This is a genomic window from Desulfosarcina sp. (genome assembly GCF_033791525.1).
GTDB lineage: Bacteria > Desulfobacterota > Desulfobacteria > Desulfobacterales > Desulfosarcinaceae > Desulfosarcina.
This window is the reverse complement of record NZ_JASJGN010000073.1, coordinates 1-19310: the sequence shown is the minus strand read 5'-3', so window position 1 is coordinate 19310 and position 19310 is coordinate 1. Positions and strand designations below refer to the sequence as shown.

The window sequence follows — 19310 nt, the reverse complement described above, 5'->3', positions numbered from 1 at the left end:
CCCATCTCGAGACGATCGTAACCAAAGATCGCGGGTCTGTTTCTGTGGATGTCAAAAACAATCAGATCATCATCACCGACACTGCGGATAAAGTTGCCCAGGCGCTGGCTATTACCAAACAGATCGATAAGGTCACATCCCAGGTGATCATTGAGGCCCGGGTGGTTGAAGTCAGCGAAAACTTTTCCAAGGAACTGGGGTTTCAGTGGAATTTAGGTGTGGGTCCGGTGACGATCAACAACGGCGGGTCTCAATATACCACGGGTGTTGCCATGAACTATCCGGCGGCGACCGGCAATGGTTTCGCGCTCAATTTTGCAAAAATCGCCGGCACCCCATTTACCCTTGATGCCACTCTGACAGCCCTTGAAGCCAATGGAAATGGTAAAATCCTGTCTGCACCCAAAATCGCAACCCTGAACAACAAAAAAGCCAGAATCAAACAGGGGCAGGAAATTGGGTATTTGGAACGTGATTCAGCAGGCGGGTCTTCCGTAAAGTTCAAGGATGTTGATCTTTTGCTTGAAGTCACCCCCCATGTCACGCCGGACAACCGGATCTCCATGGATATCGTCATCCAGAAAAATGATGTGGTTGATTTTATAGACGGGGTGCCGATCATTGCCACCAACGAGGCACAAACGCAGCTGCTCGTCAACGACGGGGATACGATCGTTCTTGGAGGTATCATCAAGTCATCAGCAACCAACGCAAAAGATGCCTTTCCAGGGCTCCACAAGATTCCTGTGCTGGGCTGGCTGTTCCAGAGGAATCTGGAGGAGGCGGACAGCAATGAGTTGCTAATTTTCATGAACCCGAAAATTGTTCAATTGGAACAGCGTTAGCCCGTTTGCTAATGGCGAATGTCTAAGAAACATGACCTGTCCATTTTCAAAAAGCGACCCCATTTTAGCAAAAATGATGGTCGCTTTTTTTATCGAATCTGGCCTTTTTTAATGCTCCTACCATCAACTAACACTATCGTGGGTTTGTATTAGATTCACCGGTTCCCCGATCGGCTGATCGCAACCGTTAAAGACCATGAAGAAAGATACCCCGCATTGATCCGCGGGGTATTTTGTTGCCAGGAGGCAACCGTGGACCAACCGCTGGAACCCATCAAAGGAAGAACCGATGCGCGCCGCCTATTATGAGACATTCGAAGGACCTGTCACCATCAAATCCCTACCGGACCCAAGCCCGCCGGAAGACGGCGTGGTGATCAAGGTCGAAGCCACAGGCCTGTGTTTGAGCGACTGGCATGGCTGGAAGGGGCACGACCCGGATATCCACCTGCCTCATGTGCCCGGCCACGAACTGGCCGGTGTGGTTCAGACCACCGGAAAAGGGGTTTTCAACTGGAAACCCGGCGACCGCGTCACCCTGCCGTGTGTCTGCGGCTGCGGGAGCTGCCCCCAGTGCCTGTCGGGCAACCACCAGGTCTGCGACCACCAGTTTCAGCCGGGATTTACCGGCTGGGGCTCTTTTGCCGAGTATGTGGCCATCCGCTATGCAAACGTCAACCTGGTGCGCCTGCCGGCCGCCATGGATTTCGTCACTGCTGCCAGCCTGGGCTGCCGGTTCGTCACCGCTTTTCGCGCCATCACCGCCCAGGGCCGGGTCGGTGCCGGGCAATGGGTGGCCATTTTCGGCTGCGGCGGGGTCGGCCTGTCCGCCATCATGATCGCCAACGCCCTGGGTGCCCGGGTGGTGGCTGTTGACATTTCAGATGACAAACTGGATATGGCTCGATCCATGGGCGCATCCGAGGCAGTCAACGCCCGGTCCGTGGAAAATGTGGTGGAAGCGGTTCGCCATTGCTCCGGCGGCGGCGCCCACGTGTCCGTGGACGCGCTTGGCAGCCCCCGGACCTGTTTCGATTCGATTGCCAGCCTGAGAAAACGGGGAAAACATATCCAGGTGGGCATTCTCAACACCGAGGATCGCCACCCGGCGATCCCCATGGACCTTGTGGTTGCCCATGAATTGGAAATTCTGGGCAGCCACGGCATCCAGGCCTTCGAATACGGACGGCTGCTGGACATGATCGCCGCCGGCCAACTGCACCCGGAAAAGCTTATCGGGCGGAGGGTGAGTCTGGAAGAGGGGATTGCTCAATTGACCGTCATGGATCGGTTCGATCAGACAGGCGTGACGGTTATCAATCAATTCTGACGGCTCCGTAAAAAGTCCGATATCTGCGTTACGCTTCATCCCTCGTCACTGCGGAGTACGGAAAGTACACCTCATTTCTCGGGATTCGCAAGCCTTGATCTCGGCCCTTTTACGAAGCCGTCTAAAATTCGACTTTTTACGGATTCATCAATTTTAGGATGACGCGTCATCCGTCGCTTTCGCCACCATTGAAAAGCGGACCAGACACAATCGCTTTATTAATGATCGTTAACCAGCATCGATAGCATCTCGATTAAAAAGAGATGGCGGTCACACCGGTATTGATTTATCGGTGTGACCGCTTTTTTGGTTGTCGCCGGCGCTATCCGCCGTAGATTACAGCCAGAATCGTCGCCTTGCCCGAAGCGGCGGCAATCAGATGGGGGGTGGTGGAGAGGTAGTAGGCGCTGTCCCCTTCAGTCAGATCGAAATGATCGTCCCCGATGTATAGTGAGACGCTCCCGTCGAGCACGTAGATAAACTCTTCACCGTCGTGGACCGAGCGGTCCGTGTCCGGCGCCTCTTCCAGCTGGACAATCAGGGATTCCATATGCCGGCCCTTGACTTCCGGAGCGAGGCTCCGGTAGATGTAAGCCTGCTTCTTTCCCTTCAGCGAGGTCGATCGGGAAACGATTTTCTGCTCCCCTTTGCGGGTGATGGAATAGAGCTTCTCTCCCACACCGGACACCAGCCGGCCAAAGGCGCTGTCAAGGGCCTTGGAGAGTTTGATGGCCGTTCCCAGCTGAGGCTGAACCTCGCAGCGTTCGATGCTGGACAACAGTTCTACGTCAAAGCCGGTCATGTGGGACAGCTCGTCCAGAGAAAGGCCCTTGGCTTGTCGGATGGCCTTGATCCGTTGGCCGATATCCTCCTGGCCGCCTTCCGGCTGACTGCAGGTGCCCTCCTTAATTCGTCCGGTCAGGTCTTCGAAGTAGTCCACGTTGATGTGGGGTTTTTTTTCGCCTGTTTCCATGGCAATGCTCCTGGTTGAATAAATCATCCCGGTTTTCCAGTCGGGATCGGTAGTGGGTGCAGTGGGTTGCCTGCCTATCATGCCCCGGTTTCAACTGAGGGTCAAGGCGATCAGGGGCGATAGCGCTCCGGCAGCACGGCCTTGTCCGCCCATTCGGACGGCAGCTGCTGACCGGCCGATTCTCCCATTTTCTCCTTGAGCTTTTTTAACCCCGGTCGGGCGAACTTGGGATGGCCCTCCTTAAGGGTGCGCCCGTTGATCACCGCCTCACTCCTCAGGCGATGGCCCACGGTACGCTCCAACTGACGTCCCAGCCACAAGATGCGGTCGACATTGTAGCCGTGTTCAATGCCCATCTCATCGATCTGCACCAGCATGTCTTCGAGGCAGCTCAACCCCACGTAGCGGGGATCTTCGTAGTAGTATTCACCGGTGCCCGGCACCGGGCAGTCGTCCAGGAAATTGGCCGGCTGTCCGCCCAGACCGCCCAGGGTTCCCTCGAAGTGGCAGATGCCTGCCTGAAGGGCAGCCAGCACCGAGGCCGACGCCACCCGTTTGGTTTCATGGAAGTGGGCGATGTGCACCGAGGTGTCGGGAATTTCGTCGAGAATCATGGAAAAATAACGGTACACATTCGCTGCCGACGCACTGCCGTCGTGGTCGGCATGCTCGATGTCCGTGGCACCGATTTCCAGCCAGCGTTTGGTGAACTCCACCGCGTCTTTCAATTCGGTGGCGCCGGCAATGGGACTGCCCCAGATGGTGCTGACGGTGCCGCACATCTGAAGACCGGCGTCCCGGCACTTGCGGATGGCACTTTCGCACTCTTTCCAGTATTCGGGCAGGGTCAGGCCAGAGTTGGCAAAATGGTGTTCCTCTTCGGTGGAAACCATCATCAGGCAGCGATCCGGCCCGACGCCTTTTTTCGCCAGCGCGATGGCCCGGTCCACACCCGGCTCCCGAATGGTCACGGCGGTAATGGTAATGTCGTCCGGGTTGATGCCCTTCTTTTTGCATCGGCCGCGGAAGCGGTCGCTGCGCAGGTGCGCCAGAATCTGTTCCGCGTCACTGAACTGGGGCATCAGGTAGGGGTTGCCCAGGTTGGTCACCTCGATGTTGCGGCAACCGGCAAAAATCATCTCCTCGGCATAAAAGATCTTGGCCCGGGTGGAGATGAACTTTTCCAGATGCTGAAAGCCGTCGCGGACAGTGATGTCGCCTAAAGTGATCTTTTTAGGCATCCTCGGAAACACTTTCCAATAATCATATTCGGTCATGCTGCCTCCTTATTGTCTTCCTATGAATGGATGGGCAACCCAAACACCTGCCCACATGGGTACGTTCATCAGTATCCGGTCAAAACCCCTTGTACACCGGTTTTCGCTTCTCTTTGAAGGCGGCCAGTCCCTCCAGCCGATCTTGGGTGGGAATGCAAACCCAATACGCGTTGGATTCGATCGCCAGTCCCGTGGACAGATCCGTTTCCATGCCGTAGTTGATGGCATATTTAGCCTGTTCGATGGCCACGGGGCCGGTCTCACAGATCTCGGCTGCCATCTGCCGGCAGGTTTCCATAAGACTTTCAGGTGCGCAAACCTGGTTCACCAGACCGATCTGTAAGGCCTCGGCCGCACCAATACGTTTACCGGTAAAGATCAGTTCTTTGGCCTTGCCCTTGCCAACAAGGCGAGGCAGGCGCTGGGTCCCTCCGGCACCGGGGATGATGGCCAGCCGGGTTTCGGTAAGTCCCATGCTGGCGGTTTCCGAGGCGATGCGGATGTCCGATGCCAGGGCCAGTTCAGTTCCACCACCCAACGCCACGCCGTTGACCGCAGCGATCACCGGTTTGTTGAGCTGTTCAATGGCCGTGAACAGGTTGCGGATGGTAAAAATGTACTCCTTGACCTGAATAGGCGACAAGGTTGCCCGCTCCTTCAGGTCTGCACCGGAGCAAAAGGCCCGATCACCCGAACCGATAACAATGATCACGCGGACATCGGGGTCAAAGCGGATGTCGGCGATTTTAGCCGCCAGCGCATGCAGCAGCGCAAAATTGAAAGAGTTCATCACCTCGGGCCGGTTCAGGGTGATGACGGTCACTCCGTCTTGTTGCTCAGTGAGCAGAATCGTGTCGTTCATGCAGCCCTCCATATACGGACATGTGAATTAAAAAGGTCAACATCCGATGTAACGGGAAATGACGATGCGCTGGACTTCCGAGGTCCCTTCACCGATGTCCAACAATTTCTGATCGCGGTAAAAGCGCTCCACATCGTACTCTTTCATCAGCCCGTATCCTCCGTGAATCTGCACGGCGTGGTTGGCCACCCGCCCCATGAGCTCCGAGCAGTAGAGCTTGGCCATGGCGGCCTCTTTCTCGAACGGGCGCTTGTGGTCCCGCAGCCAGCAGGCTTTGTAAAGCAGGTTTCGGCCGCACTCGATCTCCATGGCGCTGTCCGCCAGCTTGAAGGCCACGGCCTGGAACTTGGAAATCGGCTGGCCGAACTGTTCGCGCTTCTGGGCATATTTCAGGGCCGCGTCATAGGCGCCCTGGGCACCCCCCAGACCCATGGCGGCGATGGAGAGCCGGCCGCCGTCCAGGGTCTTGAGCATCTGGTGAAAGCCGTCACCCTGCTGGCCCAGGATATTTGCCGCCGGTACGCGGACATCGTCGAAATAGAGCTCCGCCGTGTTGGAAGAACGCCACATCATCTTCTTTTTCATGGCCACGGCCTTGAGTCCCCGGGTGCCGCTCTCCACGATAAAGCAGGTGTATTCCGGTTTGCCGTTGGGGCGGGATCCGGTGATGGCCTGGACCGTCACCCCCAGGGTCATATCACTGGCCGCGTTGGTAATGAAAATCTTGGAGCCGTTGATGACCCACTCGTTTCCGTCGCGCACCGCCGTGGTCTTGGACCCGCCGGCGTCTGAACCGGCCGTGGGTTCGGTAAGCCCGAAACCCCACAACGCCTCCCCATTGCACAGTTTGGGCAGGTATTTTTGTTTTTGTTCCTCACTGCCAAAGTAGTAGAGCGGGCCGATACCCAGAGAGTTACCCGCCGCAATCGTGGCCGCCTGAGAGCCGTCCACCCGGGCAATCTCCTCAACGGCGATGATGTAGGAGATGTAATCCATGGCCTGGCCTTCGTACGTCTCAGCGACAAACATGCCGAACAGGCCGATCTCGCCCATCTTTCGCGTAAGATCGGAAGAAAATTCCTCTGCTTCGTCGAGTTCCATGGCCACCGGCGCGATCTCGCTCTGGGCAAACTTGCGGACCTCTTTGCGAATCATTTCCTGTTCTCTGGTCAAATCAAAATCCACGACGACCTCCTTTCCGCAACAGCGGGGGCGGCTTCACCACATCATATTGATGCGGCATCGGCCTCTTTTCGATACCGGTATAGATGTCCTTTTCAGTGGCCGGCAGGACGTTCGAAGCGGCCCTGCTTCAATCCGCTGATAATAAAATTTTCATAGATGTCGGCAATCTCATCCACCGTCAACCGTCCGTTGGAATTGTACCAGGTCGCGCCGGCCGTACACAGGGTCAAAATCGCATACGAAAGGATCTTGACGTCCACATCGGCAAACACTCCTTCATCCGTACCCTGGCGAAGGAGATCCTGAAAAATCGATTCGTATTCATCGCGCTTTTTGACGATGGATCGATAGTGCTCGGCGGTCAGCCCCCGCAGCTCCGCGTTGGCAATGAAGTTTTCCTTCTGCCGTTCCAGATGAAAGCACACATGGCTGCGCACCGCCGCCCGCATCCGCTGCTCAATACCCTGCACAGCCGCCAGCCCCTGCTTGAGGGTGGTGGTCAGATCGTCCATGGTGGACGTTAATATATGAAACAGCAGGTCCTCTTTGCTGGCATAGTGATAATAGATGCTGGCCTTTTGGATGCCGCTGCCACCGGCGATGTCGCTGATGCTGGTGGCAAAATATCCTTTTTTGAAAAAGAGATCGATGCATACGGTTTTTATGGTCGTTTTCATCTCGGCCATAAAGGCTGCGTCTCCGGGTGTAGCGGGCTATGACCGGCAGGCAATCAACGAAAAGGAATGAAAAGCAGGCGAATTTACCGACCGGTCGTTAGGTATCATGTCTTTAATCCAGTTGCCGGCACTTTGTCAAGGCTAAAAGGCGGACAGAAGGGCATGCAGCATTTTCCGGTTCTTGACAGGTGAACCGGAAAATGGTTTATGCAAAAACCTTAAAATCAGGAGAAGAAAACATGAAGGATCCTTTATTCCAGACCATCACCATCAACCGGCTTGCGGTCAAGAACCGGATTTACCTGCCCGCCATGCACCTGGGCATGGCCGTGGATTTCCAGGTGACCGACCAGTTGACAGCGTTTTATGCCGAGCGTGCCAAAGGCGGCGTGGGCATGATCTGCGTGGGCTATGCCACCGTGGATGACCTGTCCGGCAACACCCAGAACATCGGCGCCCACGACGACGCCTTCATTCCCGGCCTCACCCGGCTGGCGGCGGTCATCAGGGACAACGGTGCCCGCAGCGCCGTCCAGCTCAACCATGCCGGCCGCTACAACTTCTCCTTCTTTCTGGACGGCAAGCAGCCGGTGGCGCCCTCTCCCGTCGCCTCGCGCATGACCGGGGAAACCCCCAAGGAAATGACCGAAGTGGAGATCCGGCAGACCATCGATGCGTTTGCCGCCGCTGCCCTGCGGGTAAAAACCGCCGGGTTCGACGCCGTGGAAGTGCTCAGCGGGACCGGCTATCTGATCAGTGAATTTCTTTCCCCGCTCACCAACCAGCGCACTGACCCGTATGGCGGCAGCCTGGAAAACCGCATGCGCTTCGGACTGGAAGTGATGGCCGCCGTACGCAACGCCGTCGGTGACGACTACCCGTTGATCGTACGCATGAACGGCAACGATTTCATGCCCGGCGGCAACGGCCGGTCGGAGCTTCAGGCGTACGCCCGGGCACTGGCCGCCGGCCCTGCCGATGCCCTGTGCATCAACGTGGGCTGGCACGAGGCCCGCATACCCCAGATTGTTACCGCAGTGCCCCGGGGTGTATTTGCCTATCTGGCCAAAGGCATCCGCGAACAGGTGGATGTGCCGGTGATCGCCAGCCACCGCATCAACGATCCAGCCACGGCCCGCGAGATGCTCGCCGACGATATGTGCGACATGGTGGCCATGGGTCGCAGCCTGATTGCCGATCCATGGCTCCCGGAAAAGGCCCGCCAGAGGCAGGAAAACGACATCGTCCACTGTATTGCCTGCGCCCAGGGGTGCTTTGATCACCTGTTCCAGCTCAAGCACGTCGAGTGTATGTGCAACCCCCGGGCGGGTCACGAAAACACCTCGACAACCGAGAAGGCATCTGAGCCGAAGAAGGTAATGGTGGTGGGCGGCGGCCCGGCGGGCATGAGTGCCGCCGTGGCCGCCCACGAAAGGGGACACCGGGTGACGTTGTTCGAATCGGCCAGCCGTCTGGGCGGCCAGCTTTTCCTGGCCGCCGCCCCACCAGGGAGGTCCGAATTTGTCACGCTGGCACGGGATCTGGCGCGACAGGTAGCACTGGCGGGAATTCCTACGCTGCTCGATTGTGAAGTAAAGAAAGCGCTGATCCGGGATCATGCCCCCGATGCGGTGATCCTGGCCACCGGCGCAAAACCCATTTCCCTGACCATTCCAGGCAGCAACCGCCACCAGGTCGTTCAAGCCTGGGACGTACTGGCGAACCGGGTGACAACCGGCCGACGCGTGGTCATCATCGGTGGTGGGGCAGTTGGCGTAGAGACGGCCTTGTTTCTGGCCGAGAAGGGCACCCTGTCCGCCGATGGTGTCAAATTCCTGCTGGTGAATCGGGCCGAAGACTCCGAGACGCTGTTCGAAATGGCCACCCGGGGCACCCGGCAGGTGACTCTGGTGGAAATGCTGGACAAAGTGGGAAAGGACATCGGCAAGTCCACGCGCTGGGGCATGATGCAGGACCTGTCCCGCATCGGCGTGACCACGGTCACACGGGCAACGGTGGTGGAAATAACCGCAAAGGGCTTGAAGATCGAGAAAGACGGCCGGTTTGAAACGATCGATGCGGACACGGTGGTGATCGCCGCCGGTGCCACATCCGACAACCCGCTTCAAACGGTGGTTGAAGAACTGGGCATCCCCTTTCAGATAGCCGGGGATGCCGGCAAAGTGGCCCTGGCCTTCGATGCCGTCCACCAGGGGTACCGGGCGGGGATGGAAATATAAATGGGAAGCGTTACCAGGGACTTCTATAGCGAATCGGTGGATGCAGTTGACTTCGGTGATGTGCGGATCTGCTGGACGGCGGTCAGGGATATCAGTGCCATGACGGCGCCGGCGATAAAGGGGATGCGATAATCGACAATCCAGAAATAGCCGCCGATAGCCGGCAGAAAAACGGCAGCAATGTGGTTGATGGTGAATCCCACGGCAATGGTAGGCGCGACGTCGCCGGGATCACCCACCTTCTGGAAAAAGGTGTTGATGGCCATACCGAAGTTAAAAAAGATATGGTCGAGAATGTACAGTCCGCCGGCCACCCATTTGGAATCGGTAAACGCATATGCGAGGAACACGGCGATCAAACTGGCGTATTCCAGGGAGAGCACCTTGCGTTCGCCGAAACGGATAATGGCCCGCCCGATGGTGGGGCTGAGAAAATAGTTGATGGCATTGTTAATCACAAACAGGAAGGTCACCGCCTGAACTGAATAACCGAATTTTTGAACCAAAAGCAGCACAGAAAAGGCGATAAAAATTTGACGCCGAGCGCCGGCCATGAAGGTCAGAAAGTAGTAAAGTCCATAGCGTTTGCGAAAGATCATCCGCTTGCGCTGGGGAACGATGTCGGCGCTGGTGGGCCTGCGGGTGAAACCCCACAGGCCTACCGCTGCAATGAGCCCGCCGATGATCAGATACATTCGCGTAAAATCCAACACGGAGGCAATAAAAAAAATAAACACCCCCACGACGATGCTCGACGCGGCAGAGATGCTACGAAGCTTCCCGAACACCCAGGGCGAAGTGGTCTTGTCAAAATACTGCAGGGTGAGTGACATGTTGGTGGTTTCATAATAGTGAAACCCGAAGCTCATCACCAGGGTCGTCAGAGCCAGTCCCGTGAAGGAGGGAAACCACCCGGTGGCGGCAATGCCCAACCCCAGCAGCAGGATGGATAGGGCCGAGAGACGGTGCTCCGGGATGAACCGAATGATAAAAATAGCCAGTAGGGCCAAAAGCCCGGGAATCTCACGGATGGACTGAATGGCGCCGATGCCGGCGCCATTCAGTCGAGCCACTTCCACAGCAAAATTGTTGAAGAGGGTCGTCCACGCCTGCAGCCCCACCGTCGAAGCGATGGTGAGCACCACTAAATAGAGATACATGGGGGTTTTTTTGACGTGGTCCAATCCGGCGATAACTCCAAACGGTTCAACCGATCATGTGATGGGTGGATCGGTCTACCACCAATAGGGTAGCCAGACAAGCAGGATTGTTTTTAGAGTTGATTTTTCAATGGAAACCCCGCTAAGAGTTACGGTTCGATATGTTTCGATTGACCAACGGTCTCACCGCCACCTTATGGAAAAGAACGCCGGCCTCGCCCCAATCATCAATGGTAGCCAGCGGGTATCCGACAATTATGGACGATATGCATTACCCAATATGAACATCTTACTGATCAATCCTCCCAATTGCGGTCGCAGTATCCCCGAAGAAAATTACGGGATCACCCGCATCAAGATGATCTTTCGCGGTGAACCCCTGTCCCTTGAAACACTGGCCGGCAATCTGGGAGGGCACCCGGTGGCAATCGTCGACCTCAAGGCAGACCCTTTAGGGCTTTCACCGGAACGGCTCCCCTTTACCCCCGACGTCGTCGGCCTGACGGGTGTCACCTGTGAAGCCAACACAGTGCTCGCCATCTCCGAGGAACTCAAGGCGCGCTTCGGGGCCGTGGTCGTGGTGGGCGGTCACCACGCCTCCTGCGACCCCGGTTTTTTCAGCCGGCCATATGTGGATTACGTGGTCGTCGGCCTGGGCAAGCTCAGCTTCAGGCAACTCATCGACACGCTGGAAGCGGGCGGAAAGCCCGATATACCCGGGATTCTCAACATTCGCGAGGGGGTTCCGGAATCCTTCACCCCGCGCTGTTACACCACCGCTGATCTTGTGGATGATCGTCCGCCGCGATATGATCTGGTGCAACAGCATCGTGACACCTATGTGATGAGCGGCGTGGGGGGCAAGACCGGATTCGTGGCCTCGGCGTTCGGTTGCACCCACAGCTGCGCCTTTTGCTGTATTCCCAACATGACCGAAAACCGATACCTGCTGCACAGCAATGCGTCGGTGGTCAGGGATGTAATGGCCCTTGGCGATGTAAACACGATTCGCCTGGTGGATGCCAATACATTTGGCGACGTCGGGATGGCGAGCGATCTGGCCGATCGACTCATCCAGGCCGGGGTTCGCAAACCCCTGGTGGCTGACGTCCGATCGGATACGGTGGTCAGAAACCCCGGGTTGTTCGAACACTGGCGCAAGGCCGGGCTGGCGGTGGCGGTCATCGGATTTGAAGAAATCAGCGATCAGCGGCTGTCGCAGCTGAACAAGCGCAACACCGTACAGACCAACATCGAGGCCACCCGGATATTAAAAACCCTGGGTATTCGAATCGTCGGGGACTTCATCGTATCGCCGGACTATGAAGAAGCGGATTTCGAACGACTGGAAACCTTTATCCAGCAAAGCGACATCGACCTGCCCATTCCGGCCATTCTGACCCCCATCCCGGGAACACCGCTTTACGAACGGATGCGGTCCCATATCATCATCGACAACCTGGATTACTATACATTTACCAATGCCGTTGTGGCTACGCAAATGGCGGAGGCGCATTTTTACCAACGTTATGCAGGGCTTTTGGAACACTGCCTGTCCCATCTTCATTCGGGTGGGAGCCATGGTGGAAAGGAAAATGATTGATGCGTGTGTTTATTAACCGGCTGTCGGCTTTTTTGCCCAACGCACCGGTTTTCAACGACGAAATTGAAGCGGTGCTGGGCCAGGTGGATCAAGTGCCGTCGCGTGCGAAACGAATTGTGTTGAAAAACAACGGAATAGTGAAACGCTACTACGCCGTGGACCGCGAGACCCAGGCCCTGACCCACACCAATGCCCAATTGGCTGCCGAGGCCGTGAGAGGCCTGGCGGATGGGGAAGGATTCAACCTTGATGATATCCAGTGCCTGTGCTGCGGCACCACCAGCCCGGACCTGCTTTTTCCGGGCCACGCGCTCATGGTGCTGGGTGAATTGGGCCTGCCGCCGGTAGAGGCCGTAACCACCGCCGGAATTTGTATTTCCGGCATGACCGCCTTCAAATATGCCGCCATGAATGTGGCCACCGGAATGACCACCAATGCAGTCAGCGTTGGCTCTGAGCTTTCCGCCTCCTTCATGCGATCCAACTTTTTCAAACCCTCGGAAAACCCGGATGCGGATGTGGCAAAGCGGCCCACCCTGGCCTTCGACACCGACTTCCTGCGCTGGATGCTCTCCGACGGTGCGGGTGCCGCCCTCTTGTGCGACGCACCCAACCCTCACGGACTCTCCTTGCAGGTGGACTGGATTGACAACCTCTCCTATGCCGGCGAACTGGAGACCTGCATGTACAGCGGCGGCATCAAGGGGGACGATGGCAAGGTTTCCGGCTGGCGCGTGGTGGAAGGAATCCAGCCCAAGGATGAAAAGTGCCTCATGGCCGTCAAGCAGGACATCCGCCTTCTGGAAGTCAACATCGTCTCTACCATGCAGCGCGCCCTGCAGACCAGCATGGACAAACACGGACTGCGATCGGAAGACGTGGACTGGTTTCTGCCCCATTACTCCTCGGCCTATTTCCGGGACAAATTCTACACGGGCATGGCGGCCATCGGATTCGAGGTTCCCTACGACCGCTGGTTTACCAACCTGGCTGAGACGGGCAATACAGGCAGTGCATCCATCTACATCATTCTGGACGCACTGTTTTCCTCGGGCAAGCTGAGACCCGGCCACCGGCTGTTGTGCTTCATTCCGGAAAGCGGTCGTTTTTCCCACTGTTTCATGCACTTGACCGTTGTCTGAGGAACCGTACCCATGAAAATCGATGAAGTCCCCCAGGACCGGGGCATGATGAACGATCACCGCAAAGAGGTGTGCTACGCAGTAGATGACCAGGGAAACTACGTGCTGACTGGCAGCGCGGGCTGGGATCCTAAAAATATCGCCAACGGCCAGGCCTGGGAATTGATCGACAAAGCCGCTGGTGCCGCTCTGCAAAAGGTTCGCCGTGGTCAGGCGAGCCCGCTGTTCTACCACATGGCCAGGCATCAGATGAGTGTGGGCCTGTTGGCCAAGTATGCGGGAGTCGGCCGGCTGAGGGTCTGGCTGCACCTGAAACCCGGACCGTTCAGCCGCCTGTCACCCGCTGGACTGCAGCGCTACGCCGAAGTTTTCGACATCTCCGTCCGGGAGTTGAAAACGGTCCCGGAATCCCACGTTTCGGGATCCCCGAGCGTTTGACCCATTAGATATATAGGGTGGTCGGCGCCTTTGCGCCCCGCCGCACAGGAATATATGAAGATCGATTTTGCCCACAGACAATCGGCCCACTGCGAAAGCGGCGTTTGTTCGAACCTGCTCCACCACTACGGCCTCGACATCAGTGAAGCCATGGCCTTTGGCATGGGCTCCGGCATGTTTTTCGGATATCTGCCGTTCATCCGCGTCAACAAGCTTCCCCTGACCACATACCGCTGCGAGATGGGGGGTATCTTCAAGCGCGTCACCAAGCGGCTGGGATGCCGGGTGAACTGGCAGAAATTCAGGAGCCCGGAAAGGGCTATGGCGGCGCTGGATGAACGGCTGGACCAGGGCATCCCGGTGGCCTGCCGCACCGGAGGGTACTGGCTGCCGTATTTTCCGCCGGCGTTCCGATTTCACTTTAACATGCACAACCTTGTGGTCTATGGCAAAGAAGGGGATGATTACATCATCAGCGATCCGGTCTTTCCGGGTCCCGAGCGCTGTTCCCATCGGGACCTGCTCAAGGCCCGGTTCGCCAAAGGCGCCATGGCCCCCAAGGGTACCATGTACTATTTGAAACAGGTGCCCCGGCAGGTGGACCTGGCGCCTGCCGTGCGCAAGGGCATCCGGGAAGTGTGCCGACGCATGCTGAGAACACCGGGTCCGGTGATCGGCATACGCGGAATTCGCTTCCTTGCCGGTCAGGTCAGGAAGTGGCCCAAAAAACTGGGCGAAGAGCGGGCGCTGCTTTATGTGGGGCAGCTGATCCGCATGCAGGAGGAACTGGGTACGGGAGGAGCCGGTTTCAGGTTCATGTTTGCCGCGTTTCTTCAGGAGGCCGCCACCCTTATAGAAACCCCGCAACTGGTGGAACTGTCCCGCGCCATGACCGACGTCGGCGACCGCTGGCGCAAATTTGCTGTGATCGGCGGGCGCCTCTGCAAGGGAAGGGCTTCTGGGGACGATACCTACGAGGCCATGGGCACACTCCTGAACGAATGTGCCGACGGAGAGGCCAGCGTCTATCGGGAATTGTTGCAGATCGTTTGAGAAGGCAACAAAGAACCTGACAATCAAGATCACCTTTTTACTTTCGGCTAAAATACCGATACGATGCGAAGGCAGTCGAGGGAAAACGTGGAACCATGACGATACAACAGCGGCTCAAGGAGATCCTGGTGGTCGAACTCAACCTCGAAGATTTTACACCGGAAACGATCGATGACGACGAAGCGCTGTTTGGCGGCCGGCTGGGTCTGGATTCCATCGATGCGCTGGAAATCGTCTACCAGGTGGAACAGAATTTCAACATCCCCATGAAGGAAATGAACGAAGCCCGTGCGGCCTTTCAGTCCATCAATACCCTGGCGGCCTTCATCGAGGCCCGGTTGCAGGGCTGATTCATGGCCCCCGTCGCCATAGCCGGTGTGGGATGCATCTGTGCCCTGGGCGCCTCCTATGACAGTTGCATGCAGGCCTTGTATGCCGGAAGGCGCAACTTCGGCCTTCCCAGCCGGTTCCCGATCCACTGTGAGACCTCACAACCGGTATTCGAAGTCCCCGATCGATTCCTGGACCCATGGCCGTTTTCCCGAACCCTGCCGCGCACCTGCCGGATGACCCTCATCGCCACCGAACAGGCAATTGCCCAGGCGCAACTGAAGCCCGGCGATCTGACACGACCGCGGGTGGGGGTCTGTGTGGGCACCAACATCGGTGTCACCACCGGTTATGAAATCGGACAGGCCGAAACCGATTCCTTTCTGCTGCCGAGGGACCGGTTCCTGGCCACCAACCCCACCAGCCTGGTGGCAAATACCCTCGACCTGTCCGGTCCTCAACAAACCGTGGCCAATGCCTGCTCGGCCGGCTCAGATGCCATCGGTATCGCTTCAGCCTGGATCACCGCGGGGTACTGTGATGCCGTGATCGCCGGGGGCACCGACGAACTCACCCCGCGGGTTTACTATGGGTTCAAGTCCCTTTTTATCAACGATCAACGCCCCTGCCGGCCCTTTGACCGAAATCGAAAAGGGCTGAACCTGGGAGAGGGGGCCGCCGTTTTCCTCCTGGTATCGGAGACCTTCTGCCGCTCTCGGCAGATCGATCCATTGGGATACGTCATGGGCTACGGCGGCGCTGCCGACGCCCACCACTTTACCCAGCCGCGGTCCGACGGCCAGGGACTGCGGCTGGCCATTGACGAGGCACTCACCACTGCCGATGTCACTAACGATCAGGTCTGTTTCGTCAACGCCCACGGCACCGGGACGCCCGACAACGACCTGGTGGAAAGCCAGGTCATTGCCGACCTGTTTCCCGGAAAACCCTTTCTCTCCACCAAGGGCTATACCGGACATGCCCTGGGTGCCGCCGGGCCCATCGAAGCGGCACTCACCCTGGGATGCCTGACGAAGGGCGCCCTGCCCGCAACGGCCGGCTATGAGACCCCGGACCCGCAGATGCCGGCCCATCCAGTGGCAGTCCCGACGAACGTCGACGGAAAGGTGGCAATCACCCAGACCCTGGCCTTCGGGGGCAGCAATTCGGTGCTGGTCATCGGATCGAACGGGTGTCTGTCATGAAGGCTGCCATCTGCGGCATCGGCGTGGTGGGCGGCTTCGGCAACGGGTTGCCCGCTCTGGAAAAGGCCCTGGATGGCGCTGGGGTTGCAACGACGGATGTTTCCATTCCGACTCGGGAGGGTCCCATTCGGGTGCCGTGCCTGACGGCCGACACCGCTCCACTGGCTGATTATGTACCCACGCGGGTCCTTCGCCGGATGGACCACTATATCCGACTGGGGCTGTTGGCGGCTTTCGGGGCCATGACCGACGCCGATATCTTGGACAAAAGCCGGCGCGGACGCCTGGGGATCATCGTAGCCACCGGCGGCGGCGCCACCGGCAACAATTACAATTTTCAGTACCCCTTCGAAGACAAGGAGGAGATCTGCGGGTCGCCCATCCGTTTTTCAAATTCGGTTCATAATGCGGCCGCCGCCTACATATCCATCGCACTGGAGGAGATGGGTCCCAATCACTCCATTACCCACGAGGATCTCTCCTTTCCCTCGGCCCTGATGACCGCGGTTACATGGCTGCAGCAAGGTCGGGTGGATGCCGTGCTGGTGGGCGGTGTGGACCAACTGTGCCATGCCCATGCCTTTGCCTGGCAGGTTCATCGGCAGGCACGGGGAGCTGTGCAAGTGGCGAACAAAAGAGAACGGCCGGTACCCGCGGCCGGTGAAGGGGCCTGCTTTTTTGTCCTCAAAGCAGCCGATACAGACGCCACGCCTTACACCGTCATCCGGGAAACGGCGCTGGGGCGTATCAGTGCCGGTCCGCTTCCTCGACCCATAGGGGACTTTTATATTCTGGGAGAAGGTGGCCTTGCCGCCACCCGGGCAGATTACGGGAAATGGCTTTTACCGGACGCCCGCGTTGCCTGCTACGCCCATGTTTACGGAGATCTGGCCATCGACAGCGCCTTTGACACCGCCATTGCCGCCCTCAGCCGCAGAAACAACCGGATTTACCCCGTTGGCAGCATGGCCCATCCGGCACAACCCCTGGAATTGCCGGCCGACTGTTCCATCGTCTGCCTCAAACTGGGCGTGGGAGAAACCTACGGCTGGACTATTTTGGAGTGACAGGCTCGCAATCGTGATGACCGAAACCACCCATCCCAAATCCACCCCCCTTGTCCTTGACGCCACCGGACTTACCCATCACTATCCGGGCAATCCGCTTCCGGCACTGGATGGGCTGGATTTGCGTCTTCATGAAGGCGAGGTGTTTGGACTGCTGGGACCCAACGGGGCCGGTAAAACCACCGCCATCGCAATCCTGAGCACGATCCTGAACCCCGGATCGGGTTCGGTAGTCATCAAGGGTTACGATCTGCGGGATCAAAAATGCGCCGTGCGCCGGATCATCGGTCTGGTCCCCCAGGAAATCGCCCTTTACCCGGCACTCACCACGCGGGAGAACCTGCGCTTTTTCGGCAAACTCCACGGTCTGGGAGGTGAGCTTCTGAACCGGCGGATCGAAGAAACCCTGACGGCGGTGGGGCTGGAAAACCGGGCCGATCAGCAGATCAACACCTTTTCCGGCGGAATGAAACGCCGGGCGAACCTGGCGGTGGGAATTCTTCACCACCCACAGATTCTCTTCCTGGACGAACCCACGGTGGGCATCGATGCCCAGTCGCGTAACCTGATCCTGGAAAGAATCGAAACGTTGAGAGGCCGGGGCACCACGGTTCTGTATACCACCCACTACATGGAAGAGGCCCAGCGGCTGTGTTCTCGGATCGCCATCATGGACCAGGGAAGGATTCTGACCGAAGGAAGCCTGGACCAACTGCTGGTCCAGGGTCCCGCCGGCAGTGACCTTGGCCAACTGTTTCTTCACCTGACCGGCAACCAGTTAAGGGATGGGTAAAATGCGTCAACTGATCGCCGTCATTCATAAAGAACTCCTGCTCCTCGTCAGAGATAGAGCTGGGCTGCTGGTGCTCTTCGTCATGCCGGCGGTGCTGGTGGTGGTGATCACCCTGGTCCAGGAAAACGCCTTGAAGTCCATAGGAGAAGGCCAGACCCACATCCTGCTCATCGATGGCGATGGGCAGGCCTTGGGCCGGCAGATCGCAGACGCCCTGAAGGCCACCGAAGGGGTGATGGTGACCGAGACCCTGGACGGTAAGACGCCGAATCGGCAGCAGGCGTTGGAACTCGTGGCAAAAGGTGCTTATCAATTCTGCCTGATCATGCCTCCTGGATTGACCGGCACGGTGAAGGACCGCGCCCGGCAGAGCGCCCTGGAGAGCCTGTCCGTGGAGGAGGCAGGAGGGGTTGTGGCCCCGGCACCAAGGGTCGACATATATTTCGACCCGACCGTTCTGGGAAGTTACCGCTCGGCGGTGCGACATCTTCTGGATCTAATGATCTTCAGGCTGGAAGTGAGCGAGAAGATGACCGCCCTGTCCCGGATACTGCCCGAACACATCAACCGGTCAATCGCCGGGGTACTTGAACCCGTTGCCGAGTTCATTGTCCAGCCACCGCAGGTGGAATTGCGGTTGAAGTGGTCCGGCCTCCCCTTGTTGCGGATTGAAGACCGCGAGGCGCTGGCGGGCCGGATGACAGTAATCCCCACGTCGGTGCAGCAGAACGTACCGGCATGGTCCCTGTTCGGCATCTTTTTCATTGTTCTGCCCATGGCCGGCGCCTTCATCCAGGAACGCAACAACGGGACCCACCAGCGCCTCCTGGCCATGCCCGTGAGTTACCTGACCCTGGTTTCCGGAAGGATATTCGCCTATATGGGGATTGGCGTGGTGCAATGCGCTTTGATCGGATGCATCGGCAAATGGATTCTACCGTTGTGGGGAACCCCTTCTCTGGAAATGGGCGGCTCCCCCCTGGCCCTGCTGGTGGTGATTGCCAGCGCCATCCTGGCCGCCACGGGATACGGTGTTTTACTGGGGACGGTAGTCGACACCTACGAACAGGCCTCCATGTTCGGTCCCATCTCCATCGTCATCGCAGCCGCCATAGGGGGAATCATGGTGC

General features: G+C 58.0%; 17 protein-coding genes and 1 pseudogene. 12 read left to right on the top strand and 6 right to left on the bottom strand.

Features of this window, described 5'->3' with window-relative positions; genetic code table 11:
- Positions 1 to 845: pseudogene (locus tag QNK41_RS03670) on the top strand (type IV pilus secretin PilQ); the annotation flags it as partial.
- A 289-nt stretch (positions 846 to 1134) separates the two neighbouring features.
- Positions 1135 to 2175 carry a zinc-dependent alcohol dehydrogenase family protein gene (locus tag QNK41_RS03665; RefSeq protein ID WP_319253860.1) on the top strand — a complete coding sequence of 347 codons (1041 nt, stop codon included), beginning with the start codon at positions 1135 to 1137 and terminating at the stop codon, positions 2173 to 2175.
- A gap of 322 nt (positions 2176 to 2497) precedes the next feature.
- On the opposite strand, the gene QNK41_RS03660 is transcribed toward QNK41_RS03665, so the two are convergent.
- The 5 genes from QNK41_RS03660 to QNK41_RS03640 all read right to left on the bottom strand — a co-directional run bounded on the left by QNK41_RS03660 (position 2498) and on the right by QNK41_RS03640 (position 7158).
- Positions 2498 to 3148 carry an XRE family transcriptional regulator gene (locus QNK41_RS03660; protein WP_319253858.1) on the bottom strand — a complete coding sequence of 217 codons (651 nt, stop codon included), beginning with the start codon at positions 3146 to 3148 and terminating at the stop codon, positions 2498 to 2500.
- A 110-nt stretch (positions 3149 to 3258) separates the two neighbouring features.
- Complete coding sequence (locus QNK41_RS03655) at positions 3259 to 4425, bottom strand: pyruvate carboxyltransferase (protein WP_319253856.1); 1167 nt, start codon at positions 4423 to 4425, stop codon at positions 3259 to 3261.
- 79 nt (positions 4426 to 4504) lie between these two features.
- The gene (locus tag QNK41_RS03650; RefSeq protein WP_319253854.1) at positions 4505 to 5287 is read right to left on the bottom strand and encodes an enoyl-CoA hydratase-related protein; all 783 of its coding nucleotides are present in this window, start codon (positions 5285 to 5287) and stop codon (positions 4505 to 4507) included.
- 36 nt (positions 5288 to 5323) lie between these two features.
- Positions 5324 to 6472, bottom strand: coding sequence for an acyl-CoA dehydrogenase family protein (locus QNK41_RS03645; protein ID WP_319253852.1), 1149 nt, complete (start codon positions 6470 to 6472; stop codon positions 5324 to 5326).
- Positions 6473 to 6564: 92 nt separating this feature from the next.
- Positions 6565 to 7158 (bottom strand): TetR/AcrR family transcriptional regulator, encoded by a 594-nt coding sequence (locus tag QNK41_RS03640; RefSeq protein ID WP_319253850.1) that lies wholly within the window; start codon positions 7156 to 7158, stop codon positions 6565 to 6567.
- Between the two features lie 230 nt (positions 7159 to 7388).
- Between QNK41_RS03640 and QNK41_RS03635 the strand changes: the two genes are divergently transcribed.
- Positions 7389 to 9389 (top strand): FAD-dependent oxidoreductase, encoded by a 2001-nt coding sequence (locus QNK41_RS03635; protein WP_319253847.1) that lies wholly within the window; start codon positions 7389 to 7391, stop codon positions 9387 to 9389.
- 23 nt (positions 9390 to 9412) lie between these two features.
- Here the strand turns inward: QNK41_RS03635 and QNK41_RS03630 are convergent, their stop codons facing one another.
- Complete coding sequence (locus QNK41_RS03630; RefSeq protein WP_319253845.1) at positions 9413 to 10573, bottom strand: MFS transporter; 1161 nt, start codon at positions 10571 to 10573, stop codon at positions 9413 to 9415.
- A 256-nt stretch (positions 10574 to 10829) separates the two neighbouring features.
- Here QNK41_RS03630 and QNK41_RS03625 point away from each other — a divergent pair, with 256 nt between their 5' ends.
- The 9 genes from QNK41_RS03625 to QNK41_RS03585 all read left to right on the top strand — a co-directional run.
- Positions 10830 to 12152, top strand: a complete 1323-nt coding sequence (locus QNK41_RS03625) for a B12-binding domain-containing radical SAM protein (protein ID WP_319253843.1) — start codon at positions 10830 to 10832, stop codon at positions 12150 to 12152.
- Positions 12152 to 13294: a beta-ketoacyl-ACP synthase III gene (locus tag QNK41_RS03620; RefSeq protein WP_319253841.1), complete on the top strand. Its 1143-nt coding sequence runs from the start codon at positions 12152 to 12154 to the stop codon at positions 13292 to 13294. Before QNK41_RS03625 ends, QNK41_RS03620 begins: the two co-directional genes overlap by 1 nt.
- A 12-nt stretch (positions 13295 to 13306) precedes the next feature.
- Positions 13307 to 13732, top strand: coding sequence for a hypothetical protein (locus QNK41_RS03615; protein WP_319253839.1), 426 nt, complete (start codon positions 13307 to 13309; stop codon positions 13730 to 13732).
- Between the two features lie 54 nt (positions 13733 to 13786).
- Complete coding sequence (locus QNK41_RS03610; RefSeq protein ID WP_319253837.1) at positions 13787 to 14785, top strand: BtrH N-terminal domain-containing protein; 999 nt, start codon at positions 13787 to 13789, stop codon at positions 14783 to 14785.
- Between the two features lie 95 nt (positions 14786 to 14880).
- Positions 14881 to 15135, top strand: a complete 255-nt coding sequence (locus tag QNK41_RS03605; RefSeq protein ID WP_319253835.1) for a phosphopantetheine-binding protein — start codon at positions 14881 to 14883, stop codon at positions 15133 to 15135.
- A gap of 3 nt (positions 15136 to 15138) precedes the next feature.
- Complete coding sequence (locus QNK41_RS03600) at positions 15139 to 16320, top strand: beta-ketoacyl-[acyl-carrier-protein] synthase family protein (protein WP_319253833.1); 1182 nt, start codon at positions 15139 to 15141, stop codon at positions 16318 to 16320.
- The gene (locus QNK41_RS03595; protein WP_319253831.1) at positions 16317 to 17387 is read left to right on the top strand and encodes a beta-ketoacyl synthase N-terminal-like domain-containing protein; all 1071 of its coding nucleotides are present in this window, start codon (positions 16317 to 16319) and stop codon (positions 17385 to 17387) included. Before QNK41_RS03600 ends, QNK41_RS03595 begins: the two co-directional genes overlap by 4 nt.
- A 16-nt stretch (positions 17388 to 17403) precedes the next feature.
- Positions 17404 to 18180, top strand: a complete 777-nt coding sequence (locus QNK41_RS03590) for an ABC transporter ATP-binding protein (RefSeq protein WP_319253862.1) — start codon at positions 17404 to 17406, stop codon at positions 18178 to 18180.
- Position 18181: 1 nt separating this feature from the next.
- A partial coding sequence (locus tag QNK41_RS03585; protein ID WP_319253828.1) for an ABC transporter permease occupies positions 18182 to 19310 on the top strand: 1129 nt, incomplete at its 3' end.

Coding starts and splice junctions, on each gene's coding strand:
- QNK41_RS03650 (WP_319253854.1), bottom strand. CDS start 5,287: ATGAACGACACGATTCTGCTCACTGAGCAACAAGACGGAGTGACCGTC.
- QNK41_RS03665 (WP_319253860.1), top strand. CDS start 1,135: ATGCGCGCCGCCTATTATGAGACATTCGAAGGACCTGTCACCATCAAA.
- QNK41_RS03600 (WP_319253833.1), top strand. CDS start 15,139: ATGGCCCCCGTCGCCATAGCCGGTGTGGGATGCATCTGTGCCCTGGGC.
- QNK41_RS03660 (WP_319253858.1), bottom strand. CDS start 3,148: ATGGAAACAGGCGAAAAAAAACCCCACATCAACGTGGACTACTTCGAA.
- QNK41_RS03615 (WP_319253839.1), top strand. CDS start 13,307: ATGAAAATCGATGAAGTCCCCCAGGACCGGGGCATGATGAACGATCAC.
- QNK41_RS03640 (WP_319253850.1), bottom strand. CDS start 7,158: ATGGCCGAGATGAAAACGACCATAAAAACCGTATGCATCGATCTCTTT.
- QNK41_RS03610 (WP_319253837.1), top strand. CDS start 13,787: ATGAAGATCGATTTTGCCCACAGACAATCGGCCCACTGCGAAAGCGGC.
- QNK41_RS03620 (WP_319253841.1), top strand. CDS start 12,152: ATGCGTGTGTTTATTAACCGGCTGTCGGCTTTTTTGCCCAACGCACCG.
- QNK41_RS03625 (WP_319253843.1), top strand. CDS start 10,830: ATGAACATCTTACTGATCAATCCTCCCAATTGCGGTCGCAGTATCCCC.
- QNK41_RS03590 (WP_319253862.1), top strand. CDS start 17,404: ATGACCGAAACCACCCATCCCAAATCCACCCCCCTTGTCCTTGACGCC.
- QNK41_RS03595 (WP_319253831.1), top strand. CDS start 16,317: ATGAAGGCTGCCATCTGCGGCATCGGCGTGGTGGGCGGCTTCGGCAAC.
- QNK41_RS03635 (WP_319253847.1), top strand. CDS start 7,389: ATGAAGGATCCTTTATTCCAGACCATCACCATCAACCGGCTTGCGGTC.
- QNK41_RS03655 (WP_319253856.1), bottom strand. CDS start 4,425: ATGACCGAATATGATTATTGGAAAGTGTTTCCGAGGATGCCTAAAAAG.
- QNK41_RS03605 (WP_319253835.1), top strand. CDS start 14,881: ATGACGATACAACAGCGGCTCAAGGAGATCCTGGTGGTCGAACTCAAC.